The following is a 26,244-nucleotide window of genomic DNA, read 5'->3' as shown; positions in this document are numbered from 1 at the left end:
ACGGCCAAAACAGTCGAAAAACTGGCATTTATCGAAAGCAGGCGTCGGCGCTCCTGTCGTCAATCCTCAGCGATCGCTCAAAATGTGAGCAGTTGATCATTTTCAAATCGGCATCCGATTCAATTTCGGCCGCAGGGTCGGATGGAGGCTGCGCCCAGCATCAACGAAACTTCAGGTAAGGATCAGCGGTTCGCCTTTGACGGGCAGCCCATCGGTCGGCTATCCCCACCGCAATCCATTGCCCCCAGGATCAATTTATGTCGCTTGATCGCTTTGCACCCGCCATTTTCGTTCTTCTCTGGTCGACCGGCTGGGTCGTGGCGAAATACGCCGCCCTCCACTCGGAGCCCTTTACCTTCCTTGCGGTGCGTTACGCGTTGTCGGGGCTGGCGTTTTTCAGCCTTTGCCTGGTGATGCGCGCGGCGTGGCCCGGCAGGGCGGTTGCTTTCAAGGCGGTCTATTCCGGTGTGTTCCTGCATGGCTTCTATCTCGCTGGCCTATGGTGGGCGATCGCGAATGGCGTGCCGGCGGGGGTATCAGGCATCATTGCCGCCCTGCAGCCGCTTCTCACGGCAATGGCTGCGCCGCTGCTCGTCGGCGAGCGCCTGCAGGGCGTCCAGAGGCTTGGTCTGCTGCTCGGTTTCCTCGGCATCGCCATGGCGATATCGCCGAAGCTCTTCGATCCCGCCACCGCTGATCTGGCGCATGCGGCGCTGCCGTTGGCAATCAACCTTATCGCCATGTGTTCCGTCACTTACGGAACGCTCTATCAAAAGAAACATCTGCAGACCGGCAACCTTCTGCCGATCGCCACGCTACAATATGTCGGTGCGTTGATCGTCACGTTGCCGCTGATGCTTACTTTCGAGCGCATGCATTTCGATGCGTCGGCGCAGGCCATCGCGGCGCTCATCTGGTCGGTATTCGGGCTCTCGATGGGCGGCGTCGGACTGCTGCTCTATCTCATCCGTCGCGGTCAGGTCTCGCGGGCGGCTTCGCTCATCTATCTGATGCCGCCAACGGTGGCGCTCGAGGCCTTTATCGCTTTCGGCGAGCCGCTGACGCTGCCCCTGATCCTCGGCACCATCGTGGTCGTTGCCGGCGTCTATCTGACGAACCGACCGGCGAGCGTGCCTTCACGAGATATGGCCACGATGAGGCGCGCCTAGATATCGCCGCCTGAAAAGGCGATCAGGTTTGCATCCGGATCCCGCACGATGAAGGTGCGTGCACCCCATGGCTCGGTCCGTAGAGACTGATGAAACGGGACACCGGCCGCCTGATATTCCAGGAACAACGGCTTCGGATCGTCGAGTGTCAGGGTTGCGGAAAGGGCATCGACCTCTCGGGCTCTGAAGCCGGCATCGAAAGCTGGCACGCCGACCTTTCGCAGATTCAAGCAGGCGCCATCGCGAAAGACCTGGGCATAAAACGGCGGCTCTCCATAGGAAAATGCGACTTTAAAGCCGAGCTGCTGGACATAAAACCGGAATGCGGCATCGAGGTCGGCGACGAAGAGTTGCGGCTGCGCCGATATGATAAGCGAGCCGTTGCTATTGAGGACTGGCGTGTCTGTCATGGCTTCGATCCCTTTGATCAGCGCCGGCCAATTCGCAAAGCCATGCTTTCTGGCAACAAGCTCCTGGGCGTCGCTGAGCTTGAAATCTGCGTCCAGTATCTCTCGATCGCTTTGGTCTCGATATCCGGGCAGGATCCACCTGATTTGCGCCGCCACGGGATAGTACCGTTGGCGATGCCATCGCAGGTAGGTCTTGGCTTGCTTTCGAAGGTTTTCGATATTGGGCATGGGCGCGCACTACATTCGACGTTGTCGTAGGCGGGCAACGCCCCTCCGGCCTGAGGCCGACGCGCCCTACAGCAGCACCCTCATGCTAACGCAGCTGACCGGTTGCTACAAGGTAGGATTGAAATAATGGGAATCGATCTGGCGCCTCAAGACGCACGTTTTGAAGGGCGGGATTTCTCCCGCCCCCTCTCTTTAATCAGGCGCGTTCGCGGCGCTGACCACCGTTGCCACCGCGCGAAGGGCGGCGGTTGCCGCCGTTGCCTTCGCGACGTTCGCCGCGCTCGCCACCGCCGGCATTGGCTTGCGCGCCGCGGTCTTCACCGTGCTTGCGGGCCGCACGACCGTGGGCGTTGCGTGCGCCACCGCCGGGATGATGACGGTTTGCATCACTGCCATTGGCATGGTTGCCATGTTGCGGGCGCTGCGAATTGCGGGCCGCACGGAAGTCGGACGTCGTGGCCAGATCATTGTCGGGACCGACGGCAGGCGTAGGCTCGCCACGGCGCTGGCCGCGGAAGTCCTCGTTGCGCTGGGACTGGGGTTGGCGCTCCGGACGCGGACGACGCTCGCGCCGTTCCTCGTTGTTGGCGCGCACTTCGCCGCCTTCGCCTTCGCGACGCGGACGACGCTCCGGACGACCGCCCGAGCGGTTATGTTCGCCACGGCCTTCGCCGCCGCGACCTTCACCGCCACGACCCTGGCCGCGGTTGCCGCCATTGCCGTTGCCATTGCCGCGGCGTGGGGTCGCGTTCATGTTGGCAGGGGCTTCGCCGCTGGCAACGGCGATGTTGATGCTCATCAGGCGCTCGATGTCGCGCAGCAGGCGCGACTCGTCAGGCGCGCAGAAGGCAATCGCGATGCCGTCGCGACCGGCACGGGCCGTACGGCCGATACGGTGGACATAGGCTTCGGCGACTTCAGGCAGGTCGTAGTTGTAGACGTGGCTGACGGCCGGAATGTCGATGCCGCGGGCAGCGACGTCGGTGGCGATCAACGTCTTGATGTCGCCGTCCTTGAAGGCCTTGAGGGCGCGCTCGCGCTGGCCCTGGCTCTTGTTGCCGTGGATCGAGGCAACGGAATAGCCGACATGCTCGAGGTGCTTCATCAGCTTCTCGGCGCCGTGCTTGGTGCGCAGGAATACGATGGCCCGGCCATCGGGGTTTTCGGAGAGCGACTTCTTCAGGAGATCGGTCTTGTCGTTCTTGCCGTTGACGAAGTGAACATACTGTTCGACCTTGTCGGCAGCCTTGCCGGGAGGCGTGACTTCGACCTTGACCGGATCGGTCAGGAAGTCGGCAGCGAGATCGGCGATCGCCTTCGGCATGGTGGCCGAAAACAGCATGGTCTGGCGCTTCTTCGGCACCATTTTGGAGATCTTGCGCAGGTCGTGCACGAAGCCGAGGTCGAGCATCTGGTCGGCTTCGTCGAGCACAAGGTAGCGCACGGCGGTGAGGCCGATGGCGCGACGGTTGACGAGGTCGAGCAGGCGGCCCGGCGTGGCAACGAGAATGTCCGTGCCCTTTTCAAGCTGCAACTGCTGCTTGTTGATCGACACGCCGCCGACGACGACGTTGATGCGCAGATGAGACTTGCGCAGGAAGTTCTTCAGGTTCTGGGCGATCTGGTTCACCAGTTCGCGGGTCGGCGCCAGGATCAGCGTACGGGTCGTGCGGTTGTCCGGGCGGCGTTCTTCGGGGATGAGCTTTTCGATCAGCGGCAGGCCGAAGGCAGCCGTCTTGCCGGTGCCGGTCTGGGCGAGGCCGATGAGGTCACGGCCTTGAAGGAGAAGCGGGATTGCCTTTTCCTGGATAGGGGTCGGCGTTTCGATGCCGAGCTGGAAAAGTGTAGCGACGATCGGCTTGGACACACCAAGCGATTCAAAATTGGTCAAGTCATAACCTTTTTAGGGCGCGCCAAAACAAATCCGCCGGATCGCAGAGTGCGGCCCGGTGTCATTCTGGCGTCAAGAACCCCGCGTGAAGTGGGAACTTGTCTTGTTGGAAAAAGCTTTCCAGCGCTTCTGCCGCGTCTTGGGATGCGGCCTGTATGAAATGCGCTTTTGTCCTTCTTCCTGCATCCTATTTGCTGGCAGGGGCACGCTCACGCGGCGGCCGGAAGGTGAAAGCTGGCCTGCATTTGGTCTAGTTCGGGCCAAAAGTCAAGAGCACCGGTTCAGGGAGCGGCGGCCGCAAAGCCCGGCCACGCCCCCAAGCCACGCAGATCTCAGTAGCAGACCCTTGTCCGGTAAGCTTCGCCCCAACCGCTGCGTCGCCATTCGATATGGCAGCGAGGCGCGTAGTAGTACCGCGAATAGTAGGGTCTGTAGGGGCTCCGATACGCCGAATAAGGCCTGTAGTACGGTCTGTAGCCGTAGTAAGGCCTATAATAGGAGTTGTAGTAGGGCCTGTAGTATGGCCTGTAGTACGCGCCCGGGTAGTAGCCATAATAAGGGTAGGGGCGTGCAACCTGCGACAGCAGAATGCCGCCGACGGCTCCAGCGGCGACGCCACCCCAGAAGTCACTGTTGGCATTTGCGGGTGTTGCCGGGATGAGGGATGCACCAGTCAGGATCAATGCCATTAAGCCCGCCGCCACGCTTTTATGAAGTACGGACATGGTCGTCTCCTTTCGCAGACGAAGCTTGTTCTTGAAGCCGTCAGGCAAAACCGTTCGGGTATACGGGCCAACTGAACGGGTCCATTCTAGAAACGAGTGAAACTATACCACAATTCCGGGATGTTTACTCGATTTGGTCCGCTGCCACGGATGATCGCTGATCGACCGTGCCCGGCGAAAGCGCGGATTGCTCGCGCCTGTTCGAGGCCGGCGACAATTATGGTTAAAGCCTTGTTAAAGAGCGCCCGTTTATAGTCGATCGATGCACAAGCTTTTCCTGACCGAGGACCAATTTTGACATCGAGCGGGGACCTTCTCGAACTGGCCTGCCGCCGGATCGCGGATCTGGAGCACCCTGCCTATGTCAAGAACAGTGAGCTTCGCTACGTGGCCGTCAACGAGGCCTATGCGTCCTTCTTCGGAAAGGAAATCTCCGATTTCATCGGGCGCAGGAGCCGCGAACTCGTTGATACGCCGGAAGAGGAGATCCGCGAGGACAAGGAACGGCGTGCTCTCGTCTTCGCAAGCGAGGAAAGTGCCGTTTGCTTCGACGCCGGTGCTGTCGGGCATGAGCGGGTGCGAATAGAGAGCTTCTCGCCGTCCGAAGACCGTGTCTACATATTGGGTCTTTTCGAAAGGAAGGCCTTGCGTCATGGCAGCGATAGCCGTTCGGCGTCGGCCTTGGCACGCAGCCAGGCTCTGACAGAGGATCTCCAAAACATCCTTCGCGCTCTTCCCGTCGGCGTCATGATCCTCGACGACAAGCGCGATGTTCTCTACGCCAATGACGAGTTCTACGATGTCTGGGATCTACCGCGCGACCACCGCTTTGACGGCTGGGCCTTCATCGACGTGATCCGTCATAGTCACGAGCTCGGACGCTACGGCGCCAGGTTGACACCTGAACAGATCCTTGCGCGGCGTGAGGCGCATTTCCAGGCGGCTGAGAGGCGACAGCAGCCGGTGGAACTCGGCTGGGTTGGCGGCAAGCGAGTGCTTTTCGATGGCCGAGGTCTCTCCAATGGCCGGGTTCTGCTTTCCTATGCTGATGTGACTGCGGTCCGTGAGCGCGAAAAGGAAGTCCACGAAACGCGCGCAGCGCTCGAGCATCTGGGCGATCTGATGCACGACGCGACACGTGCGATGTCCCAGGGCCTTTTGATCGTGCAGGACGGGATCATCCTACTCGCCAGCGACCCACTCAGCGACATCCTCGCCATTCCGCCCGAGTACCTGGCTGTCGGCCGGGGATGGATCGACCTCTTCCGGTTCTGCGCTCGACGTGGGGATTTTCATGGTCAGGAGGATGAAATTCTCACGACTTGGCGTGACAACATCGCGGCCAAGAAACCGATCTCGACGCCATTCCATGTCGCCGGAGAGCGTTGGGTCAACCTGGATGCTACCATCAGTGAGCGCCAGCATTGGATTGCGCTGTTCACCGACGTTACCGAAGCAAAGGAGCGCGAGGCCGAGCTCGAGCGGCTCCTGTCACGGGCGGAAGCCGCCGATCGCGTCAAATCGGAGTTCCTGGCGAACATGAGCCATGAGATCCGGACACCCATGAACGGTGTTCTCGGCATGGCTGAATTGCTGGCGAAGACCAATCTCGATACGCGTCAGAAGACGTTCATCGATATCATCGTCAAATCAGGCAATGCGCTAGTGACGATCATCAACGACATTCTTGATTTCTCCAAGATCGATGCCGGCCAGATGACGCTCCGGCACACGACGTTCGACCTGGTCGAGGCGATCGAGGATGTTGCGACCCTTCTGTCGTCACCGGCAGCCGAAAAAAACATAGAGCTGCTGGTGCGCACGGCGCCTGATTTGCCGTCGGCCGTGATCGGCGACGCGGGGCGCTTCCGGCAGATCATCGCCAATCTCGTCGGCAATGCCGTGAAGTTCACGGAGCGTGGTCACGTCCTTGTGGACGTCGGCTTCACACCGGGCGCGCCAGACGAGTTCATGGCGAACATCCGGGTTAAGGATACCGGCATCGGCATTCCGGGCGACAAGCTCGAGTCCATTTTTGACAAGTTCTCGCAAATCGACGCATCCTCCACGCGTCGCCACGAGGGAACCGGACTTGGCCTTGCCATCACGGCAGGACTGGTCGACTTGTTTGGCGGCAACCTCGAGGTGGACAGTCAGCCGGGGGAAGGCTCGGTCTTTACCGTGAACCTGCCTTTCGTCGTGGCCGCGGCGCGCCTGGCAAAGCCGCTGCCCGTCAACGTCAGGGGTGCGCGTGTTCTCATCGTCGACGACAACGTGGTCAACCGACAGATTTTAACCGAGCAATTGGCGCTTTGGGGCTTCGATGGCGCGGCAGCCGAAGACGGACCCGCGGCATTTGCAATCCTCGAGGCTGCGGACGAGTTTGGTATAGGGATCGATGCAGTCGTGCTCGACGACCCGATACCGGGCATGAATGGTGCCGAGATCGCACGGAAACTGCGCATCGACAGGCGCTTCGAGCGTCTGCCGATCATCTTTCTCACGTCGATGGGCATTTCCGGGGCCGAAAAAGAGTTCGCAGCGCTTAACGGCCAAGCCTATCTGATGAAGCCGGCGCGGGCCAGCGTGCTGAGGAACACCATTGTTGACGTCGTGCGTGCGAGCCGGGCGAAGCAGATTGCCGCTGTTGTCACCATGCCGCCCAGCGTTCAGGCGGCACCGCCGCCGCTCCCCAAGGTCCAACCTCGCGAACGTGCACCGCGCGAGTTCATCGATGTGCTGGTTGCGGAAGACAACGAGGTCAACCAGATCGTCTTCACGCAGATATTGCAGGAAACCGGCCGCAACTTTCTCGTTGTCGGCAACGGTTGGGAGGCCGTCGAGGCATTTGACCGTTATACCCCACGCATCATCATGATGGATGTCTCGATGCCCGTGATGAACGGCCATGACGCGACGCGCGCAATACGCAATCGCGAGCGCGGACAAGGCCATCGCGTGCCAATTATCGGAGTGACAGCGCATGCGCTGGAGGCCGACCGCGACCTCTGCCTGGAGGCAGGCATGGACGATTACATGTCAAAGCCGATCAGCCCGGAACTGCTCGAAGAGAAGCTGGAGCTGTGGTTGGGCCGAAGCGAGCAACAGGCTGGGCGCTCGGCGAGCTAGGATTTGATGCCGCACAGCATCTCGCGCTTTCCGGCAAAGCCGCTTCGACGCTCCACCACAAAGCCTGCCGCAATCAGGTTGCGCCGGACAAAGCCGGCCGCGGCATAGGTCGCAAAGGTTCCGTTCGGCTTCGTCTTGTCGCAGACGAGGTGCATCAATTCCGCAGACCACATGTCGGCGTTGCGCGACGGGGCGAAGCCATCGAGATACCAGGCATCGAAGCCGGCCTCGGTGGCCGCAACGCCTTCAAGAGCGCGGCCGCAGACGACGCTGAGGGATGTCTGGTCATCAAGCCTCAGCGATACCGTTGCCTGCGGCGTTTCTGGCCATGCTGCCGCCAGGGCTTGCCGTTCGGCATCGATCTCGGTCCAATGAGAAAGCGCACGATCGATTTCCTCGCGGTGCATCGGATAAAGCTCGAACGACATGAAGTGCAGTTGCTGCCCCGTGCGCCGATTGAGCTTCCACTGGCGCCATGTCTCGGCAAAGTTCAAACCGGTGCCGAAGCCGAGCTCGCCGATCAGGAAGTCGCCGTGAACCTGCCAGCGTTGCGGCAGGCCGTTGCCGGCAAGGAAGACATGCCCGCATTCCAACCTGCCGTCAGTCTGGCAATAAAAATGGTCGCCAAAGGCCGGTGAATAGGGCATATCGCCGTCGCGCCACTCAAGCGGCTGGTGCGCGCCAGCGATTTTTTCGGGATCCGTATCTGTCATGACCAAAGCCGATAGTCCGGCCTTGTCTTCCGGTCAATCATCGACTGCCCTGCTGATCGTCGGCGGCGGGATCATGGGGCTGTGGGCGGCAGTTCACGCGGAGCGTCTCGGCATCGATGCGTTGCTCGTCGACGCCGATCGGCTCGGCCACGGCGCAAGCGGTGGCCTGCTGGGAGCCCTCATGGCGCATATGCCGGACAAGTGGAACGCCAAGAAGCAATTTCAGTTCGATGCGCTGGTTTCGCTGGAAGCGGAGATTGCAGCGTTGGAACAGCAGACGGGCCTTTCCACCGGCTATCGCCGCTCAGGGCGTCTCATTCCGTTGCCGAAGCCGCATTTGCGTAAGATCGCGCTTGGCCATTCCCGGGATGCTGAGGAGCGCTGGATCGCGGGCGAGCGGCGCTTCCACTGGCATGTGCTCGACAGGCCTCCCCAAGAGAATTGGCTCGACGGAGCGGCTGGCCAAAGTGGCTTCGTGCACGACACGCTTGCCGCCAGAGTTGCCCCGCTCTCTCTCATCGCTGTACTCGCTGCATTCCTGCGTGACGCACGGCATGTCCGCGTTGCCGAGCACGTTTCGGTCGATGGTTTCGATCTTCAGCGCAAGGTCGCAAAGACCAGCATGGGCGACGTTACTTTCAGCCAATGCATTGTGGCCGCGGGCCACCAATCCTTTCCCTTGCTCGAGCGCAGCACCGGGGGTCTTTCAAGGCCGCTCGGCCAGCCCGTCAAAGGCCAGGCGGCATTGCTGAAAGTCGACGTGGACCCGTCCATGCCGACGATCTTCCGCGATGGGCTGTATATTGTTGCGCATGAGGGCGGTCATGTCGCCATCGGCAGCACGAGCGAGGTTCGCTTCGACGAGCCGTTCTCGACCGATCGACAGCTGGACGCACTGATTGAGGCAGCCGCACAACTGGTGCCGGCATTGCAAGGCGCGCCCATTGTCGAACGATGGGCCGGTCTGCGGCCGAAGGCGATCGACCGTGATCCGATGGTTGGCGCGCATCCAGATCATGACAGCCTTGTCGCCTTGACGGGCGGCTTCAAGGTCAGCTTCGGTCTGGCGCACCATCTGGCGGCGGTCGCGGTCCACCTGGCCGCCGGTCGTCAGCCGCCCTTTGCGCTGCCCGAAAGCTTCCTGCTTGCCAATCACATCCGCGTAGCGTCACGCTAAACGTGAATTAGCGTTTCCTGCCTTTCGTCAATCTGTCACGCAAATCACCTATCTGCTAGCGCAATCGCGGCGCCGACGGAGGGCTGCGCCGTTTGTCTACGGAGGAAATGTGATGCGCTATGCGATTTGCTTCACGCCCGCTGCGAGCGACCCGCTCTCATATGTGGCCGCAAATTGGTTGGGTCGGAACGTGTTTTCCGGCGAGACGGTCGAGCCGACCGCAATACGCGGCCTGAGCATTCACGAGATCGCTTTCCATACGGCGATGCCGCGCCGCTATGGTTTTCACGGTGTCCTGAAGGCACCCTTTCGCCTTGCCGCCGATGTGACGGAGGCGCAACTTTTGCGCGATCTTATGCGCTTCTGCGGCACACTGACGCCGTTTCACATCAATCGTCTGGAGGTGGCCCGGCTCGGTGCGTTCTACAGTCTCGTTCCGTCGCTGCCCTGCGAACACGCCCACTACCTTGCCAGTGCCGTTGTTCAGGAGTTCGATCGATTCCGCGCGCCGTTGAGCGAGGCGGAAATCGAGCGGACCGATCCGGGTGGTCTATCTGCGGCGCAGTTCGCCAATCTGCACCGCTGGGGAAGCCCCTATGTGATGGACGAATTTCGTTTTCACATGCCGCTGACCGGCCCCGTCAGCCACTGCGACATGCCACGGGTCGAGCAGGCGCTTCGGGCCGTCTTCGAGCCGGTACTTGCCGATCGCGTGAAGGTCGCCAACGTTGCGTTGATGATCGAGGAAGGGAATGGCGGGCCGTTTCGCGTGCATTCGCTGCATCCGATGGGCAAGGTCAGCGCTCGGCGGGATCGTGTTCCTGCGTTAGCCTAAGGGTTTGTGCCGCAAAGGCGAAACTCTGTTGCGTACTTTCCGTCTCGACATTCCGTCTGCGGATGTTACCGTTTCGCCGACTTTCAGGAAGGTGATTTCATGGTATCCGAGACCTATCCGCGCAATCTCATCGGCTATGGACGCAATACGCCCGATCCGAAGTGGCCGGGCGATGCCCGCGTGGCCGTCCAGTTCGTCATCAATTACGAAGAGGGCGGCGAGAGCTGCATTCTAGACGGCGATCCGGCCTCCGAAAACCTTCTGTCGGAAATCGTCGGCGCTGCACCCTGGCAGAGCCAACGCAACCTCAACATGGAGTCGATCTATGAATATGGCTCGCGCGCCGGTTTCTGGCGGTTGTGGCGCCTGTTCACGGAACTCAAGGTACAGGCGACCGTTTATGGCGTGACGCTCGCCATGGCGCGCAACCCCGAGGCCGTCGCGGCCATGAAGGAAGCCGGCTGGGAAATCGCCAGCCATGGCTACCGCTGGCTGGAATACAAGGACTTCCAGGAAGACGTCGAGCGCAAGCATATTCAGGAAGCCGTGCGCCTGCACACGGCGCTGACCGGCGAGCGTCCCTACGGCATGTATCAGGGCAAGCCCTCGGACAACACGCTGCGTCTCGTTATGGAAGAGGGAGGGTTCCTCTATTCTTCTGACTCCTATGCCGACGACCTGCCGTTTTGGGTGAAGGGCATCGATGACAATCCGTTCCTCATCATTCCCTATACGCTCGAAACCAACGACATGCGGTTTGCCACGCCACAGGGCTTCAATTCGGGCGACCAGTTTTTCACCTACCTCAAGGATGCCTTTGATACGCTGTATGACGAAGGCAAGGCAGGCAGCCCCAAGATGATGTCGGTCGGCCTGCACTGCCGACTTGTCGGTCGCCCGGGCCGCGCGGCGGCGCTGAAGCGGTTCATGGAATACGTGCTGAAGCATGACAAGGTGTGGATCCCGCGGCGCATCGAGATCGCACAGCACTGGCATGCCCACCACAAGCCGGAGACGATCTGATGCTTTCGCGGGACGAGTTCGTATCACGTTATGGCGGCGTCTTTGAGCATTCGCCGTTCGTTGCCGAGCGCACCTATGACGACGGTTTCATCGGTGATGAACTGACCGTGGATCGTGTGCACACGGCGCTCGTCGCCATCTTTCGTGCAGCAAGCCCGGAAGAGAGGCTCGGCGTGCTGCGCGCTCATCCCGATCTTGCCGGGCGCCTTGCGATAGCAGGCGAGCTGACGGAAGACAGCAAAAAGGAACAGGCCGGCGCCGGGCTCGATCGCCTGAGCGCCGAGGAGCACGCACGGTTCACCGAACTCAACGCCGCCTATGTCGAAAAATTCGGCTTTCCGTTCATCATCGCCGTAAAGGGGCTGAACAAGGACGATATTCTCGCGGCCTTCGAAAAGCGCATCGACAACAGCCGCGACGAGGAGTTCACCACCGCCATGGCTGAGGTCGAGCGCATTGCGCTGGTGCGCCTCGAAACGATGTTGCCGGGGCGTTGAGACTGCCCAGTCGTACGGCTTTTCTCTTTTGCCTCCGTGACTTATAGTTGCGCCATGAAGCCCTCAGAAGTGCTGGAGAAGAACAGGCAGGCGATCCGCGAAGCGACGAAGCGCTTCAACGCGACGAACCCGCGTGTCTTCGGCTCCGTGGCGCGCGGCGAGGATCGGCCCGATAGCGATCTAGATATCTTGGTCGACACCTTGCCAGGCACGACATTGTTCGATCTTGGCGGGTTGCTGGAGGAATTGACGGAGACACTTGGCGTGAAGGTGGATCTGGTAACGCCCGGGGGTCTTCCAGACAAGATACGGGAACGCGTTCTCCTAGAAGCGATCGTCGTATGAGCACAGAACGGCTCGTGGAATATGTCGATCGTATGCAGCAAGCTGCCGAGCAGGCACGCGCGCTGACGGAGGGCATGACCGAGAACGCTTTCCAGGCCGATCTTAGAACCCAACTCGCCGTGACCATGTCACTCGTCCTCTTAGGCGAGGCCGCAGCTCGGATCGGCGTTAGCCATCCTGATTTCATCCGCGATCACGCTGAACTTCCCTGGGCAAAGATAAAGGGAATGCGCAATCTGATCGTGCACGACTACTACCGCGCGGACCTTTCGGCCATTTGGGGCACCGTGCGAAGTGATTTGACCGACCTGATCTCGCAGCTTCAATCGATACGCCATTGGCGCATCCAAGGCGAATAATCCTGTGAACCAACGTCTCGACATTCTTCCCCTCACCAAATCTGCCTTCGCGCCCTTCGGCGACGTGATCGAAGCCGATCCGGCAACGCTGCGCTATATCAACAATGGCACGACGGAGCGCTTCCATGCACTGGCCGTCGCCGAAGCAGCGGGCGAGGGCGCGCGCGTCATCATCAATCTCTTCCGCGGTCAGCCGCGTGCCTTTCCCTACGAAGTCGGCATGATGGAGCGGCATCCGTTCGGCAGCCAGAGCTTTTCGCCGATCTCCGGCCGCCCCTACCTCGTTGTCGTGTCCGAGGACGAAGGCAGGCCCGGTCGCCCTCGGGTGTTCCTGGCCCGAGGCGATCAGGGCGTGAACTATCGCCGCAATGTCTGGCATCATCCGCTGATGTCTCTCGGCGCCGCCAGCGACTTCCTCGTCGTAGACCGTGAGGGGCCCGGTAACAATCTGGAAGAATACTTCTTCGAAACCCCGTTCATCATCAGCGAGCCGATCCTATGACCGGACTGACCACACACGTTCTCGATACCGCCGCCGGCAAACCGGCCGTAGGGCTGCGGATCGATCTCTTCCATCTGGATGGGGACTTCCGTCGCCACATCAAGACGGTCAGTACAAATTCCGATGGCCGCGTCGATGGCGGACCTATCTTGATCGGCGACAGCTTTAAGGCGGGAACCTACGAACTGCTCTTCCACGCTGGCGACTACCTGCGCGCGGCGGGTATCGCCCTGCCGCATCCGGCCTTTCTGGATCTCGTGCCCATCCGTTTCGGCATCGCCGACGTGACCGCGCATTATCACGTGCCGCTGTTGATCTCGCCCTATGGCTATTCGACCTATCGCGGCAGCTAGACCATGCGTTTTGCCGCCATTGCAGACATCCATGGCAATCATCTCGCGCTGGAAGCGGTGCTTGCCGACATCGCAGCGCTGGGGATTGGCGATATCGTCAATCTCGGCGATTGCTTCAGCGGGCCGCTGACGGCGGCGCGAACCGCCGAGCGCCTGCGGGCGCTCGACATGTTGACCGTGCGCGGCAATCACGATCGCTATCTGATTGAACAGGCGCCAAAAGCCATGCATGCCTCCGACGCCGCTGCTTTCGGCCAGCTGAACGAGGAGGACCTGCAATGGCTGCGCCGCCTGCCGACAAGTGCGGTCTACCGTGACGAAATCTATCTTTGCCACGCGACGCCGGCGAACGACAACATCTACTGGCTTGAGTCCGTGTCCGTCGAAGGTCACGTATTCCTGAAGCCGCTCGCGGAGATCGAGGCGCTGGCGAAAGGCACGGATTTCCCGCTGATCCTCTGCGGCCACAGCCATATCCCGCGAATGGTCCGCCTCAGCGACAACAGGCTCATCGTCAATCCCGGTAGCGTCAGCTGCCCCGCCTATGACGATGACGCGCCACACTACCACAAGGTCGAGACCGGCCACCCCCTGGCGTCCTATTGCATCCTAGAGAAGGGCGAGGCTGGCTGGCTGCCGGACTTCCGAGCCGTTGCCTACGACCATATGGCCATGTCCTGCCTCGCCAAAGAAAACGCCCGCCCGGATTGGGCAGGCGCGCTTGCGACAGGCTGGATGCCGTAATCTACTGCCGGCCAGCGATGATTGACGAGTTGACGTCGTTGATGTCGCGCTTGCCGCAAAGAGCCATGGTGACATCCATTTCCTTGCGCAGGATGTTGAGGGCGAGTGTAACGCCATCCTTACCCATGGCGCCGAGGCCGTAGAGGAAGGGGCGGCCGATATAGGTGCCCTTGGCGCCAAGGGCGATCGCCTTCAGCACGTCCTGGCCGGAGCGAATGCCGCCGTCCAGATGCACCTCGATCTTGTGGCCGACGGCGTCGACGATATCAGGCAGCATGCTGATCGAAGAGGGAGCGCCATCGAGCTGACGGCCGCCATGGTTGGAGACGATGATGGCATCGGCGCCGGTTTCAGCTGCCGCCTTCGCATCCTCGACGTCGCAGATGCCCTTGATGATCAGCGGACCGCCCCATTGTTCCTTGATCCAGGCAACGTTGGCCCAGGAAAGCTGCGGGTCGAACTGCTCTGCCGTCCAGGACGACAGCGAGGAGAGGTCCGAAACGTTCTTGGCGTGCCCGACGATGTTGCCGAAGGTGCGGCGCTTCGTCTGTAGCATGTCCAGGCACCAGAAGGGGCGCGTCGCCATCTGCCAGATGTGCTTCGGCGTGAACTTCGGCGGTGCCGAAAGGCCGTTGCGCAGGTCCTTATGGCGCTGGCCGAGAATCTGCAGATCGGCGGTCAGGACGAGGGCAGAACACTTCGCCGCCTTGGCGCGGTTGATCAGGTTGAGCACGAAGTCCTTATCGCGCATCACGTAGAGCTGGAACCAGAAGGGCTTCGTGGTGACCGAGGCGACATCTTCGATCGAGCAGATGCTCATCGTCGACAGCGTGAAGGGAACGCCGAATTCCTCGGCGGCGCGGGCGGCCAGCATTTCGCCGTCGGCATGCTGCATGCCGGTCATGCCGGTCGGGGCAAGGGCCACCGGCATTGCCACCTTCTGGCCGATCATCGTCGTCTCCAGCGTGCGGTTCGTCATGTCGACGAGCACGCGCTGGCGCAGCTTGATCTTGGAGAAATCGCTCTCGTTCGCCTGGTAGGTCGACTCTGTCCAGGCACCGGAATCCGCATAGTCGAAAAACATCTTCGGGACGCGGCGCTGGGCGAGACTTTTCAGGTCGGCGATCGTGAGAGGAGTGGCCATGGATAAGACTTTCACATCGGAATAACGCCATGGCCCTTAACATGATTTCCGAGGCTTTGTGTATCTCTTTCGTTGCCTATGGAACAAGAATCAGACTGCCTGCGGCACGGCCCTCTTCGAGGAATTGCTGGGCTAGCGCAGCCTCCTCCAAAGCGTATTCGCGGGCGATCGTTGCAGCGATGCCGGATGCCAGCATTGCGACCACCGCCTCGGCTGCCGCCAGGTAGCTGGCGGTATCCGTGATGTAGGCCATGATGCTCGGATGCGTCAGCCATTTGCCCGGACGGAGCTCGTCGACTGAGACGGGCGGGATCGGTCCGCCGGCCTGTCCGATGGTTGCCACGACGCCGAGCGGACGGACGGCCCGAATGGACTTTGCGAGCATCCCGCCGCCGATGCCGTCATAGGCAACGTCAACGCCTCTGTTATCGGTCACCGTCTTCACGGCGCCAACGACATCGGCATCGCGGCCGACGATCAGGTGATCGGCGCCATATGCGTGGGCAAGCTCTGCCTTTTCCTCCGAGCTGACGGTTCCGATGACGGTGGCGCCAAGATGCTTGGCCCACGGCACGAGGATGCTTCCGAGACCTCCGGCGGCTGCATGGACGAGGACGGTGGTTCCGGGCTCGATGCGGTAGGTCTTGGTCAGCAGCATATAGGCCGTCAGCCCCTTCAGCATGGAGGCAGCGGCAACCTGTGAGGGCACGCTATCAGGCAGGCGGATGGCGCGCGCCGCCGGAAGCAGTCGTGTCGCGGCATAGGCGCCGACAGGCGCGCCAGCGTAGACAACGCGGTCGCCGGCCTTCAGGTCGGTGACCTCCCTTCCGACTGCTTCCACGACGCCGGAACCTTCGACACCGAGCACGGCGGGGTAGGCAGGCAACGGGTAGAGCCCGCGCCGGTGGTAGATGTCGAGGAAGTTCATGCCGACCGCATCATGGCGTATCCGGATTTCAGTTGCGCCCGGATCCTGCGGCGTCTGTTCCGAAACCTGTAATTGCTCGATGCCGCCCGGCGCGAGAAGTGTAACGACCCTGTCCATGAAAGCGCACTCCGATTGCTGTTGCAGCCATCATTGCGCGTGGCGTCTTGATCGAAAATTCCCTATTGATTGTCATTCAATGGGAAAAAATGAACAATGATCGATTGGGAAAGCCTTCGCTACTTTGCTGCCTTGGCGCGGGCCGGCACATTGCTCGGGGCTGCGCGTGCTCTCGGAGTCGAGCATGCGACGGTTTCCCGGCGGGTTGCCGGACTCGAGGAGCAGACGGGCGTGAAGCTGGTCGACCGGCGCGGGCGCCGCATTCTGCTGACGCCGGAAGGCGAGCGGGTGGCGGCGATGGCCGAGCGCATGGGCGAGGAGGCCGTTGCGATCGAGAGGCTGGGGCTTGCTGCCGGTGCGACGCTTGCCGGGGAGGTCAGGATCAGCGCGCCGCCAACGCTCGCTGCGGCATTGCTGCCGGCCGCACTGGTCGCGTTGCGCGGTCGGCATCCCGATATCGGCATCACGATCGTCGGCGAGACACGCTACGCCTCACTCGACCGGCGGGAGGCGGATATTGCCGTTCGCATGACGAAGCCCGAGCAGGGCAACTTCGTCATCAGCAAGCTCGGAGATGTCGCTTTCGGCTTTTATGCCACGGCTGCTTATCTTGCGGCGACGCCGGAGGAGCAAAGGACCTTCATCGCCTATGACGAAACGATGGCGAGCGCGCCGCAATCGATGCTGCTTGGCGAGGCAGCGGAGGGCCGCAAGGTGGCGCTCCGGGCAACGACGCTGGAGTTTCAGCTCGCCGCAGCGCGTGCCGGCGGCGGCATCGGCATGCTGCCGAATTTCATGCTGGCCGGCCTGGATGATCTTGTCGAAGCGATCCCTCAACCGCGCCCGCTGACGCGAGAACTGTGGCTCGTCGTCCATGCCGACATCCGCAGCGTGCCAATCGTGCGGGTTGTCATGGACGCGTTGAAGTCGATTTCGTGGTCGGGCTGATACGCCGCAGCTATCCATCAGCCCGTTCGTCCCGCATTACCAAGGGCGATAGCGCAGGTAGACGACATCGCCTTCCAGTTGCTCGACGGATATGAGCGACAAACGCGTTGCCGGCCCTGTGGGGCGATCGAACGTGGTCGGCACGTTTAGGCTGCCGTCGGCGACAGGCAGGATGAGGAGACTGATCTCGTCGATGAGCCCGGCGGACAGAAAGCTGCCGTTGATGCCGCCGCCGCCTTCGAGCAAGACAGGCCGAAATGCTTGACCTTGCCTTCGCGGATCAGCTCCCTGACGGTGCCGGCGACGTCCTCGATCGGCACGTCGGGATCGACGCGGTGCTGGTAGAAAAGATCGATGACGTCGGTGTTGAGACGCTTCAACGCCGCATCGGCGACCTCCCGGATATGGGCGGGTCGGCTATTCATACCGCTCTGAGCGCCGTCCGGGCCGAAGTTGAAGCCGAATTTGGTCGCGATAATGACCTTGTCACGGAAGGGCGCCAGCGCCTCGCCGAGCAGTGTTTCGTTCTGGTGCGGACCGTAGGCCTCCGCGGTGTCGAAGAAGGTGACGCCGCGTTCGAAGGCGGCGCGGATCAGCTTGATGGCGTCCTGCGCGTCCGTCGCCGGACCGTAGCCATAGCTAAGGCCCATGCATCCGAGGCCGATGGCGGATACTTCGAGGCCGCTCGTTCCAAGTGTACGCTTCTGCACTGGTATCTCCAATGAAAGAACACAAGGGGCAAAACGCCTTCAATTGGCGGCTTTCCTTGGGTTCGGTTTCGTTTTGACCGGCGTTCTCGCCGATCGGCCAAGTCTTCCGTTCCGCGGGACAGAATGTTTCCGTCCTTCGGTTCTCGACCCATGCTCCAATGCGTGACCCTGATGCCTGTGGCTTCGGTCACAGAATGGCGTTCGGCTCCCGGTTTCCCATTCTCCTCAAGAGGCGCAGCCCAGTCCTGCCGGGCTCGCTAAGTAAACATCAGGACAACCGGGATATCGTCGACGCGCCTTCCATGGTGCTTTCGCCGCGCAGCTCGTAAGCGCGCTGGTCCCGCAGGATCTGGAAGGCGATCGTCAAAAGCTTGCGCGCGATGGCAACCCGCGCCTTGTTCACTCCTCTGATCTTCAAGTGTTCATACTGGGCGCGAAGCTGCGCATCGACGGCGATGGCGGGACAGACCGCCTCGACGAAGGCCCAGCGCAGCCACTTGTTGCCCTGCTTGATGATCTTGCCGTGGAAGGTCTTGCCGCCGGAAGAATAGGTCAAGGGCACCAGTCCGGCATAGGCGGCAAGCTTCTTCGGATTGCGGAAGCGCGCTATATCGTCGATCTCCGCGTCGATCAGCCTTGCAAAGAACTCGCCAATGCCAGGGATGGTCTTCAACAGCTTCACGTTGGTATTGGCCTTGGTCATCGTCCGGATCGTCGCTTCCGACTGCTTGATCCGCGCGTCGATGTCACCGATGAAGTCGAGGCCACGGTCGATCTGGATGCGGTCGATCGGCGAGACGTTGACCTGTGCCAGCTGGATGCGGCCCGCCTTGCCGAACAGATCACCGAGCTTCTTCAACTGTGCCGTCTGCTCCGGATAGCGATCAAACACCGTCACGATCCGGTTCTTCGTCATCGTGCGCAGCCGGACGTAAAACATCCGCTCGCGCAGCGCGACGCGAAGCTCTCTTGCGCGTTCGCCGGGGGCCCAGGCTTCGGGCACCAGGTCGGCTCTGAGCAGATGCGCCAGCACCGTCGCGTCGATCTTGTCGGTCTTGATCTTGGCGTCGGCGATCGCCTTGACCTTCCAGGGATGGGCGAGGACGACATCATCACAAATGTCGTCGAGCCAGTCGTACATCACCATCCAGTTGCGCGTCGCTTCGACAACCGCATGCGAGTTCTCGCGGTAGCGCTCCAGAAACCCGCCAAGCGACTGTCGCTCGTTCTTCACCCGGCCGGATCTCAGCGTCTTGCCGCTGCTGTCCTGCACCACCAGGTGGCTGTAGGATTTGTGGTAATCGACGCCGATATGGTAATCATAAGAGGCAGTCATGCTTCCAACTCCCTTGTTGAGATTTGCAAAACCCCAATAGGATAAGCCGAAAGGCTGGAAGTGTGACTGTCCCTCGATCATCAACTGCATCTCGGTGATCCGTTCTCTCAGCGGCCGCGGCCTCTTTCATGCCAGCTCCTCGTTTAGTTCTGGTATTGCTCGTCGGTGACCTTTTCCATCCAGTCGACCACCTTGCCGTCGCGGGCTTCGGCGATCGCAATGTGGGTCATGGCGGTGGTAGCGGAGGCACCGTGCCAGTGCTTCTCGCCCGGTTCGAACCAGACAATGTCGCCGACGCGGATCTCCTCGACCGGGCCGCCTTCGCGCTGCGCCCGACCGCTGCCTGAAATGACGATCAACGTCTGGCCGAGCGGATGGGTGTGCCAGGCCGTGCGTGCGCCCGGCTCGAAGGTCACGGTTGCGCCGCCGACGCGCGCCGGCGCTGTCGCCTGGAACGGCGCGTCGATCCGGACCGTTCCGGTGAAATAATCCACCGGTCCCTTGGCGGATGGATCGGAGCCGTTTCGCTTGATTTTCATCTCTCGTCCTTTCGTGACTTCGCAGCCCGGTGCTAGGCTGGCTGTGTCGGAGAAGAGATTTAGGGCGTTCGGTTTCTTGCGATTAGATGGTATAAATCGCAAACGCTTATGAGGGAGATTCATGAATGACGCGCCAATCGATCAACGATCTTGTGGCCTTTCTGGCCGTGGCGCGGGAAAAGAGCTTCACCAAGGCAGCGGCCAAGCTCGGCGTGTCGCAATCCGCCCTCAGCCACACGATCCGCGGGCTTGAAACCCGGCTCGGGCTTCGGCTGCTGACGCGTACGACGCGCAGCGTGTCGCCAACGGAGGCGGGCGAGCGGTTGCTGACCTCGATCGGGCCGCGCTTCGACGAGATCGAGAGCGAATTGGCAGCACTCAGCGAGTTTCGCGAGAAGCCGGCGGGCACAATCCGCATCAATGCCGGCGAGCATGCGGCCGATGCCATTCTATGGCCGGCGCTCGAAAAGCTGCTTCCGCACTATCCTGACATCAACGTCGAGATCATCGTCGACTACGGGCTGACCGACATCGTCGCCGAGCGCTACGATGCCGGCGTGCGGTTGGGCGAGCAGGTGGCGAAGGACATGATTGCGGTGCGCATCGGACCGGATATGCGGATGGCGGTGGTGGGGGCGCCAGCCTATTTCGAACAGCGACCCAAACCGGAGATACCTGCCGATCTGACCGACCATAACTGCATCAACCTGCGCCTTCCGACCTATGGCGGCGTCTATTCCTGGGAATTCGAGAAGGACGGCCGTGAATTGAAGGTGCGCGTCGAGGGGCAGCTGGTGTTCAACAATATCCAGCTCCGGTTGAACGCGGCGCTTTCGGGGCTCGGCCTGGCCTACATGCCGGAAATGCTGGTGCAGCAACATCTCTCGGCAGGCGGGCTCGTCCGGGTGCTTGAGGATTGGTGTGCGCCGTTCCACGGCTACCATCTGTATTATCCGAGCCGCCGGCAGGCCTCGCCGGCGTTTTCGCTGCTCGTCAACGCGCTTCGTTATCGCGCGTGAGCGATAGGAGCCACCCATCGGTTCGGTGCGGGTTCTTACAAGCAGCGCAGAAACTTAAATGGTGCTCTTCGCCGCGACCCCGGAAACGTATGTCTCGACGATCGCGCGGTCGTCCCCCATCGTCTGCAGCAGGAACAGCTCTTCCGGCAGCGTCTTCACCACTTCCATCTTCAGTGCCATGGCCTGGGTGGCGGCAGCATTGAGGACGACGATATCGGCGTCCGAGCCGACATCGAGCGTGCCGATCCGGTCGTCGAGCGACAGCGATTGGGCGTTGCCGAGCGTCATGTGGTAATAGCTTTCGAGCGGATTCAGGCGTTCGCCAAGCAATTGCTGGATCTTGTAAGCCTCGTCCATCGTGCGCAGCATGGAATAGCTGGAACCGCCGCCGATATCGGTCGCGACACCGATGCGCACCGACTTCTCACGGCGCGCAAGCGCCTTCAGCGGGAAGAGGCCGGAGCCGAGGAAGAGGTTCGAGGTCGGGCAGTGCACGGCGACCGAGCCTGTCTCGCTCATCGCATCGGCCTCGCGATCCGAGAGATGAATGCAGTGGCCGAAGAGCGTCCTGTCACCAAGCAGGCCGTAGCGCGCATAGACATCGGTATAATCGATCGCCTCGGGATAAAGCTCGCAGGTGAACTTGATTTCGTCGTGATTTTCCGAGAGGTGCGTCTGGATGTGCAGGTCGGGAAACTCGCGGGCGAGTGCCTGGGTGGCTTCCATCTGCGCCGGGGTCGAGGTGATCGCGAAGCGCGGTGTGATGGCGACGTGGCAGCGGCCCTTGCCATGCCATTCGGCGATGATCTGGCGGGTCTCGTCGTAGCCCATCTGAGGCGTGTCCAGCAGTCCTTGCGGGGCGTTGCGGTCCATCATCACCTTGCCGCCGACCATGCGCATCTTGCGTCTCAACGCCTCGGCGAAGAACGCATCGGCGGAGGTCTTGTGGACGGAGCAGTAGGCGACCGCCGTCGTCGTTCCGTGGCGGACGAGCTCGTCGTAGAAATGCGTGGCGATGCGCGCGGCATGGGCGCTTTCGACGAAGCGGCATTCCTCCGGGAAGGTATAGGTGTTTAGCCATTCCAGCAGGTTTGCCGCATAGGAGGCAATCACCTGCATCTGCGGGAAATGAACATGCGTGTCGATGAAACCCGGCATGATCAGATGCGGCCGATGATCGACGGCCACGACGTCGGCGGGGGCTTTTGCGCTCACCTTGTCGTAAGCGCCACAGGCAACGATGAGGCCATCCTTGATCAACAGCCCGCCATCACTCTCGTAGAGGTAGCTTCCGGTGTCGCCAAGCTCTTGCGGCGCACGCAGAAAGGTGAGCAGCCGGCCGCGGAGAAGTGTGTGTGTCATGGCGTTCTGCCCCTCTGTCGATTGTCCGAACGCGGCGGTTTTCGCGTCACGGTGCCGGCTGGGCCGCGATTGCCGCCGGCGTGGCGGCGCAGCCGTACATCGTCTTGTCCCCGAACGCCAGAACCGCGTTGAGCGGGTAGTGGCGATCGGACATGCCGTCGGAGCAATCCCCCTTGGTCAGCGTCAGCTTGAAGGGAGCCGGTCCACCGGGGACCGTCCAGCTGGCTCTTTCCTTCTTGGCCACCGGGCCTGGGTTGACGCTTTTCACGTCTTCAGCGCCGGGGCGGCTGAAGGTGATGCTGTCGGAGCGGATCCTGATCGCCCAGAAGGGTTCGGTGCCGAGGGCGTTCAGATCGCCGGAAAAATCGCCCGCGGGTGCCGCCAAGCGACCCTCCGGCGCCGCGGCATCCACGCCGCTCTGGCCGCAGGCGGTCAGCGTGGAAGCGAGAAGCAGGGCACGAAGGGCGGCTGAGGTCATTCCTGTTTGCCTTCGACTGCGCTTTCGAACCAGGCGACGAGCAGTTTGCGCTCGTCCGGGGTGATGTCGGTGACGTTGCCGGGCGGCATGGCGTGGCTGCGACCCGCCTGTATATAGATCTCGCGGGCGTGAGCGGCAATTTCCGCATCGGTTTCCAGGATCACGTTGTTCGGCGGCCGCGCCAGTCCTTCATAGACCGGCTCGGCGGCATGGCACATGGAACAGCGTGTGCCGACAAGCTGCTTGACCGCGGGAAAATGCGGGTCACCGGCGAATTGCTGGAAGGCGGGCGCGACAGCCTGCGCCTCCTTCTCGCCGGTCAGCACCTTCGGCGCCGTCGACAGCCACATGATCAGGATGAAGAGGATGAGGGTGACGATCCAGGTCCAGGTCGGGCGTCCCTTGCGGGCATGCGTCGTGTTGAACCAGTGGCGGATGGTGACGCCCATCAGGAAGACGAGGGCGGCGATCACCCAGTTGTAGGCGGTGCCAAACGCCAGCGGATAGTGGTTCGACAGCATGAAGAAGATGACGGGCAGCGTCAGGTAGTTGTTGTGGAGCGAGCGCTGCTTGGCGATCGCGCCGTACTTCGCATCGGGCGTGCGCCCGGCGATCAGGTCGGCGACGACGATCTTCTGGTTCGGGATGATGATCATGAAGACGTTGGCCGACATGATCGTTGCCGTGAAGGCGCCGAGATGCAGGAAGGCGGCGCGGCCGGTGAAGAGCTGCGTGTAGCCCCAGCCCATGAAGACGATCACGGCGTAAAGCACGACCATCAGGCCCCAGGTGTTCTTGCCGAGCGGCGACTTGCACAGCAGGTCGTAAACGATCCAGCCGACGGCCAACGAGGCGAGCGAGATCAGGATCGCCACCGGGGCGTTGATGTCGAGCACATGGCGGTCGATGAGGAAGAGGTCGGCGCCGCCGTAATAGACGATGCAGAGCATCAGAAAGCCCGATAGCCAGGTAAAGTAGCTTTCGTACTTGAACCAGGTCAGGTGCTCCGGCATCTGCGCCGGGGCCACGAGATACTTTTGGATATGATAGAAGCCGCCGCCGTGAACCTGCCATTCCTCGCCATAGGCGCCCGGCGGAAGATGCGGCCGTTTCACCAAACCGAGATCGAGTGCAATGAAATAAAAGGACGAGCCGATCCAGGCAATCGCGGTGATGACGTGGAACCAGCGGGCCGCAAAGGCCAGCCATTCCCACGCTATGGCGTATTCATACATGGAGTTCCCCTGTTCTTCAGTCTCGCCACATTGCAGAAAGTCGCGCGCGGAGGAAAGGGGATAAGGCGCCAGCCGGGGCTCTAACGTGTACACCGCAGCGTCGCCCACGGTAACGAATTTTTGAAAATGCTTCATGCGAGTGGACTGCACATGCGACGCTTTCAGCGCCTGAGGCCATGATTTCATGTTCGGCAATCAGGTCGAGCGCGTATTCTCCGCAGGCCTACCTGCTTTTTTTGAAGATCGAAACAACGCTCCAGCTCCCGTCGCCGGCGGCTTCAGATTGCATTCCGCCCTTATCTCGCCCTTAGACGGAAACGACAGCCTGTCCTGATAGGGGCTGCAATATGCAAACCATATCAATGATGTTGGGCGGGCTGCCAGGACGGCGAAGCTCACCGACCGCGCGCGTGTCAGGATCGTCCTCCTGCGGGATGCGTTCCTGTACATTCAACGCGCGCGAACCAAAAGAATGTATGCCAAGCCAAGATGTCGACGCTTTTGCATTGGATGCTCCCTCATGGCGGTGATCTCGCGATCATGGAGCCCGTTTGCGGACTGCTGTCCGCAAACCACGCGGAATGGTTAGGCGTCCTTGAATGGGCGGTCTGTCGAGGCCGCTTTGCAGCATGAAAAGTGGCTTGAAATGTCACGGTTCGATTACAATTTCATTTTTGAGGCCGTCGGGATGAGGTGAAAACCGCTTCATTCCGGCGGCGCATTCATCAACGGAGAAGATGCCAATGCGCAGCATTCTTGTGTGTGTGATGATTGCATTCGCGTCCTGTGTTCAGGCCCATGATGCGCCTTCAGGCTGGAGCTACGAGCCCTTCTGTTGCAACGGCGACAGCGAAACTGGAGACTGCCAGATGATCCCGCCAAAAAGCGTGGCAATTACGCCGCATGGCTATCGGGTGACGTTGTTGCCAGGCGATCACAGGCTTGTCACGCATGCGCATGTCTTCCTCCTTCCCATGGGCAAGGCAATGCGCTCCGGTGACGGCGACTACCATCTCTGCCTGTTCCCGAACGAGGATACGCCGCGCTGCTTCTACGCGCCGCAGATGGGCTATTAGCTTCCGTTGGTCGCGGCGACGTCCATTTCCTCGAGAATCCAGTTTCGAAATGCTTTGATTTTAGGAACATTGCGGCGGCTTTCCGGGTAGGCCAGCCAGTAGTCCCAATCGTTGTCGCTGCAGAGGATTGGAAAGGGCTGGAGCAGCCGACCGGCGGCAAGGTCATCGCGATAGAATGCCGGCGTCAGGATCGCCACGCCCTGCCCCGCCAGGGCAGCACTCGCCTCGAAGGATTGCGCGCCGAGCCGGCTGCGCGGTCTGCCCGCAAGGTCGGGATCGGCGACACCGGCCGCCTCGAACCATGACGTCCACCACGAGTCGCCGGCATCGATCAGTCGCAACTTGAGGAGATCGCTCGGCTGGTGGATGCCGCCGGCACTGGCCGCAAGTTCGGGGCTCAGCATCGGAGTGAAATCGATCGCCAGCAGCCGGTGGGACACGAGGCCCGGCCACTCGCCCTTGCCGCTGCGGATCGCGATGTCGGCGGGCTCCCTGGCAAAATCGATCAGCGAGTCCGATGTGATCAGACGTACGGCGGTGGCGGGATATTTGAGGTGAAACGAGCCGAGATGACGCGCCAGCCATTGCGAGGCGAAGGTCGGCGTGGAGTGAATGAGCAGCGTTTCCTCGGCTGCTCCGCGAACCGAGGCCATCGCTTCGTGCAATATGGCGAAGGCCTCCGTCACTTTGGGCGCCAGCCGTTCGCCGGCGTCGGTCAGTCTGATATGGCGCGGGCGCCGCATAAAGAGGGGCTCGCCGATATTCTCCTCCAGCAGCTTCACCTGGTAGCTGACGGCCGTCTGCGTCATGCCGAGTTCGTCGCCGGCCTTGGTGAAACTGCCAAGCCGCGCGACGGCCTCAAATACGCGCAGCGCGTTCAGGGGAAACTGCTTCGACAGCTTCATGGATAAGTTCTCTTTATGCATCCAGACGAGCGTTCGATTGGAATTTCAGCATTTATTGGCGCAATCTGCAACCCAACGGATCAGATTGTTGAGGTGATGTTATGGATTGCGCCGCTATCGTACAGGACAGGCAGGCAAGGGCTGCCGGGACTTCCAGTTGGCTGTCCGACCTTGGCCGGAGACTGCTGCGTCGGCTTTCGGGATGGGATAGGCTGGAATTCGAGGGTATGCCGGATCGCATCAAGCGCGACCTCGGTTTCATGGACGGGCGCGAGCCGCGCTACAACAGCGAGTTCCGGCGGTAAGCCGTGAGATTGGAGTGGCAGTGCCCCGAGATGCTGCCACTT

General features: G+C 61.3%; 28 protein-coding genes and 1 pseudogene. 15 read left to right on the top strand and 14 right to left on the bottom strand.

The window, feature by feature from the left end:
• Positions 1-257: 257 nt before the first annotated feature.
• The gene (locus WGT02_RS16225) at positions 258-1,169 is read left to right on the top strand and encodes a DMT family transporter (protein ID WP_024317673.1); all 912 of its coding nucleotides are present in this window, start codon (positions 258-260) and stop codon (positions 1,167-1,169) included.
• Here the strand turns inward: WGT02_RS16225 and WGT02_RS16220 are convergent.
• The 3 genes from WGT02_RS16220 to WGT02_RS16210 form a co-directional block, all read right to left on the bottom strand.
• Entirely contained in the window at positions 1,166-1,807 is a 642-nt protein-coding gene (locus WGT02_RS16220; protein ID WP_024317674.1) for a VOC family protein, read from the bottom strand. The two genes, WGT02_RS16225 and WGT02_RS16220, sit on opposite strands and share 4 nt — an antisense overlap.
• A 196-nt stretch (positions 1,808-2,003) precedes the next feature.
• The gene (locus WGT02_RS16215; RefSeq protein WP_024317675.1) at positions 2,004-3,698 is read right to left on the bottom strand and encodes a DEAD/DEAH box helicase; all 1,695 of its coding nucleotides are present in this window, start codon (positions 3,696-3,698) and stop codon (positions 2,004-2,006) included.
• 332 nt (positions 3,699-4,030) lie between these two features.
• The gene (locus WGT02_RS16210) at positions 4,031-4,423 is read right to left on the bottom strand and encodes a hypothetical protein (RefSeq protein ID WP_082321224.1); all 393 of its coding nucleotides are present in this window, start codon (positions 4,421-4,423) and stop codon (positions 4,031-4,033) included.
• A 294-nt stretch (positions 4,424-4,717) separates the two neighbouring features.
• On the opposite strand from WGT02_RS16210, the gene WGT02_RS16205 reads away from it, so the two are divergent.
• Entirely contained in the window at positions 4,718-7,552 is a 2,835-nt protein-coding gene (locus WGT02_RS16205) for a PAS domain-containing hybrid sensor histidine kinase/response regulator (RefSeq protein ID WP_208249955.1), read from the top strand.
• Here WGT02_RS16205 and mnmD read toward each other — a convergent pair.
• Positions 7,549-8,265, bottom strand: coding sequence for a tRNA (5-methylaminomethyl-2-thiouridine)(34)-methyltransferase MnmD (gene mnmD / locus WGT02_RS16200; protein WP_024317677.1), 717 nt, complete (start codon positions 8,263-8,265; stop codon positions 7,549-7,551). The two genes, WGT02_RS16205 and mnmD, sit on opposite strands and share 4 nt — an antisense overlap.
• Between mnmD and WGT02_RS16195 the strand changes: the two genes are divergently transcribed.
• The 9 genes from WGT02_RS16195 (at position 8,264) to WGT02_RS16155 (ending at position 14,100) form a co-directional block, all read left to right on the top strand.
• Positions 8,264-9,442 carry an FAD-binding oxidoreductase gene (locus tag WGT02_RS16195; RefSeq protein WP_024317678.1) on the top strand — a complete coding sequence of 393 codons (1,179 nt, stop codon included), beginning with the start codon at positions 8,264-8,266 and terminating at the stop codon, positions 9,440-9,442. The genes mnmD and WGT02_RS16195 overlap by 2 nt on opposite strands.
• Positions 9,443-9,554: 112 nt before the next feature.
• Entirely contained in the window at positions 9,555-10,277 is a 723-nt protein-coding gene (locus WGT02_RS16190; RefSeq protein WP_024317679.1) for a DUF1045 domain-containing protein, read from the top strand.
• Between the two features lie 99 nt (positions 10,278-10,376).
• On the top strand, positions 10,377-11,300 hold the full coding sequence (gene puuE, locus WGT02_RS16185) for an allantoinase PuuE (RefSeq protein ID WP_024317680.1): 924 nt from the start codon (positions 10,377-10,379) through the stop codon (positions 11,298-11,300).
• Positions 11,300-11,797 carry a 2-oxo-4-hydroxy-4-carboxy-5-ureidoimidazoline decarboxylase gene (uraD, locus tag WGT02_RS16180; RefSeq protein ID WP_208249957.1) on the top strand — a complete coding sequence of 166 codons (498 nt, stop codon included), beginning with the start codon at positions 11,300-11,302 and terminating at the stop codon, positions 11,795-11,797. The genes puuE and uraD overlap by 1 nt, the downstream gene beginning before the upstream one ends.
• A gap of 54 nt (positions 11,798-11,851) precedes the next feature.
• Positions 11,852-12,142: a nucleotidyltransferase family protein gene (locus WGT02_RS16175; protein WP_024317682.1), complete on the top strand. Its 291-nt coding sequence runs from the start codon at positions 11,852-11,854 to the stop codon at positions 12,140-12,142.
• The gene (locus tag WGT02_RS16170) at positions 12,139-12,501 is read left to right on the top strand and encodes a DUF86 domain-containing protein (RefSeq protein ID WP_024317683.1); all 363 of its coding nucleotides are present in this window, start codon (positions 12,139-12,141) and stop codon (positions 12,499-12,501) included. The genes WGT02_RS16175 and WGT02_RS16170 overlap by 4 nt, the downstream gene beginning before the upstream one ends.
• Positions 12,502-12,505: 4 nt before the next feature.
• Positions 12,506-13,003, top strand: a complete 498-nt coding sequence (locus tag WGT02_RS16165) for an ureidoglycolate lyase (RefSeq protein WP_208249958.1) — start codon at positions 12,506-12,508, stop codon at positions 13,001-13,003.
• A complete protein-coding gene (gene uraH / locus WGT02_RS16160; protein WP_024317685.1) occupies positions 13,000-13,356 on the top strand; it encodes a hydroxyisourate hydrolase in 357 nt (118 codons plus the stop codon). The genes WGT02_RS16165 and uraH overlap by 4 nt, the downstream gene beginning before the upstream one ends.
• 3 nt (positions 13,357-13,359) lie before the next feature.
• Positions 13,360-14,100, top strand: a complete 741-nt coding sequence (locus tag WGT02_RS16155) for a metallophosphoesterase (protein ID WP_208249959.1) — start codon at positions 13,360-13,362, stop codon at positions 14,098-14,100.
• A 1-nt stretch (position 14,101) separates the two neighbouring features.
• Here the strand turns inward: WGT02_RS16155 and WGT02_RS16150 are convergent, their stop codons facing one another.
• Positions 14,102-15,244, bottom strand: coding sequence for an alpha-hydroxy acid oxidase (locus WGT02_RS16150; RefSeq protein WP_024317687.1), 1,143 nt, complete (start codon positions 15,242-15,244; stop codon positions 14,102-14,104).
• 76 nt (positions 15,245-15,320) lie between these two features.
• Positions 15,321-16,289, bottom strand: a complete 969-nt coding sequence (locus WGT02_RS16145) for a quinone oxidoreductase (protein ID WP_024317688.1) — start codon at positions 16,287-16,289, stop codon at positions 15,321-15,323.
• A gap of 96 nt (positions 16,290-16,385) precedes the next feature.
• Here WGT02_RS16145 and WGT02_RS16140 point away from each other — a divergent pair, with 96 nt between their 5' ends.
• Positions 16,386-17,237: a LysR family transcriptional regulator gene (locus WGT02_RS16140; RefSeq protein WP_024317689.1), complete on the top strand. Its 852-nt coding sequence runs from the start codon at positions 16,386-16,388 to the stop codon at positions 17,235-17,237.
• 36 nt (positions 17,238-17,273) lie between these two features.
• Here the strand turns inward: WGT02_RS16140 and WGT02_RS16135 are convergent, their stop codons facing one another.
• From WGT02_RS16135 to WGT02_RS16120, 4 genes and pseudogenes are all read right to left on the bottom strand, one after another.
• Positions 17,274-17,483: a dihydrofolate reductase family protein gene (locus WGT02_RS16135; RefSeq protein ID WP_225039709.1), complete on the bottom strand. Its 210-nt coding sequence runs from the start codon at positions 17,481-17,483 to the stop codon at positions 17,274-17,276.
• Positions 17,420-17,947, bottom strand: a pseudogene (locus WGT02_RS16130) (aldo/keto reductase); the annotation flags it as partial. The gene WGT02_RS16135 and the pseudogene WGT02_RS16130, both read right to left, overlap by 64 nt.
• A 268-nt stretch (positions 17,948-18,215) precedes the next feature.
• Entirely contained in the window at positions 18,216-19,283 is a 1,068-nt protein-coding gene (locus WGT02_RS16125) for an IS110 family transposase (protein ID WP_208249960.1), read from the bottom strand.
• Positions 19,284-19,426: 143 nt separating this feature from the next.
• Positions 19,427-19,822: a cupin domain-containing protein gene (locus WGT02_RS16120; RefSeq protein WP_024313976.1), complete on the bottom strand. Its 396-nt coding sequence runs from the start codon at positions 19,820-19,822 to the stop codon at positions 19,427-19,429.
• 125 nt (positions 19,823-19,947) lie between these two features.
• Here WGT02_RS16120 and WGT02_RS16115 point away from each other — a divergent pair, with 125 nt between their 5' ends.
• Positions 19,948-20,841, top strand: coding sequence for a LysR family transcriptional regulator (locus WGT02_RS16115; RefSeq protein ID WP_024313975.1), 894 nt, complete (start codon positions 19,948-19,950; stop codon positions 20,839-20,841).
• A 54-nt stretch (positions 20,842-20,895) separates the two neighbouring features.
• On the opposite strand, the gene guaD is transcribed toward WGT02_RS16115, so the two are convergent.
• From guaD to WGT02_RS16100, 3 genes are read right to left on the bottom strand one after another with little or no spacing between them, the layout of a single operon-like run.
• The gene (gene guaD / locus WGT02_RS16110; protein WP_208249961.1) at positions 20,896-22,203 is read right to left on the bottom strand and encodes a guanine deaminase; all 1,308 of its coding nucleotides are present in this window, start codon (positions 22,201-22,203) and stop codon (positions 20,896-20,898) included.
• Between the two features lie 46 nt (positions 22,204-22,249).
• Positions 22,250-22,681: a COG3650 family protein gene (locus tag WGT02_RS16105; RefSeq protein ID WP_024313973.1), complete on the bottom strand. Its 432-nt coding sequence runs from the start codon at positions 22,679-22,681 to the stop codon at positions 22,250-22,252.
• Positions 22,678-23,916, bottom strand: a complete 1,239-nt coding sequence (locus WGT02_RS16100) for a urate hydroxylase PuuD (RefSeq protein WP_024313972.1) — start codon at positions 23,914-23,916, stop codon at positions 22,678-22,680. The genes WGT02_RS16105 and WGT02_RS16100 overlap by 4 nt, the downstream gene beginning before the upstream one ends.
• A gap of 743 nt (positions 23,917-24,659) precedes the next feature.
• Here WGT02_RS16100 and WGT02_RS16095 point away from each other — a divergent pair.
• Positions 24,660-24,992, top strand: coding sequence for a hypothetical protein (locus tag WGT02_RS16095; RefSeq protein ID WP_024313971.1), 333 nt, complete (start codon positions 24,660-24,662; stop codon positions 24,990-24,992).
• On the opposite strand, the gene WGT02_RS16090 is transcribed toward WGT02_RS16095, so the two are convergent.
• Complete coding sequence (locus WGT02_RS16090; protein ID WP_225039707.1) at positions 24,989-25,897, bottom strand: LysR substrate-binding domain-containing protein; 909 nt, start codon at positions 25,895-25,897, stop codon at positions 24,989-24,991. The two genes, WGT02_RS16095 and WGT02_RS16090, sit on opposite strands and share 4 nt — an antisense overlap.
• Before the next feature lie 101 nt (positions 25,898-25,998).
• On the opposite strand from WGT02_RS16090, the gene WGT02_RS16085 reads away from it, so the two are divergent.
• Positions 25,999-26,202, top strand: coding sequence for a hypothetical protein (locus WGT02_RS16085; protein WP_024313969.1), 204 nt, complete (start codon positions 25,999-26,001; stop codon positions 26,200-26,202).
• Positions 26,203-26,244 lie beyond the last annotated feature (42 nt).

This window comes from Rhizobium sp. T1470 (assembly GCF_042140505.1).
GTDB classification, from domain to species: domain Bacteria; phylum Pseudomonadota; class Alphaproteobacteria; order Rhizobiales; family Rhizobiaceae; genus Rhizobium; species Rhizobium favelukesii.
The sequence above is the reverse complement of the archived record's forward strand: the minus strand, read 5'-3'. Positions and strand labels throughout refer to the sequence as shown.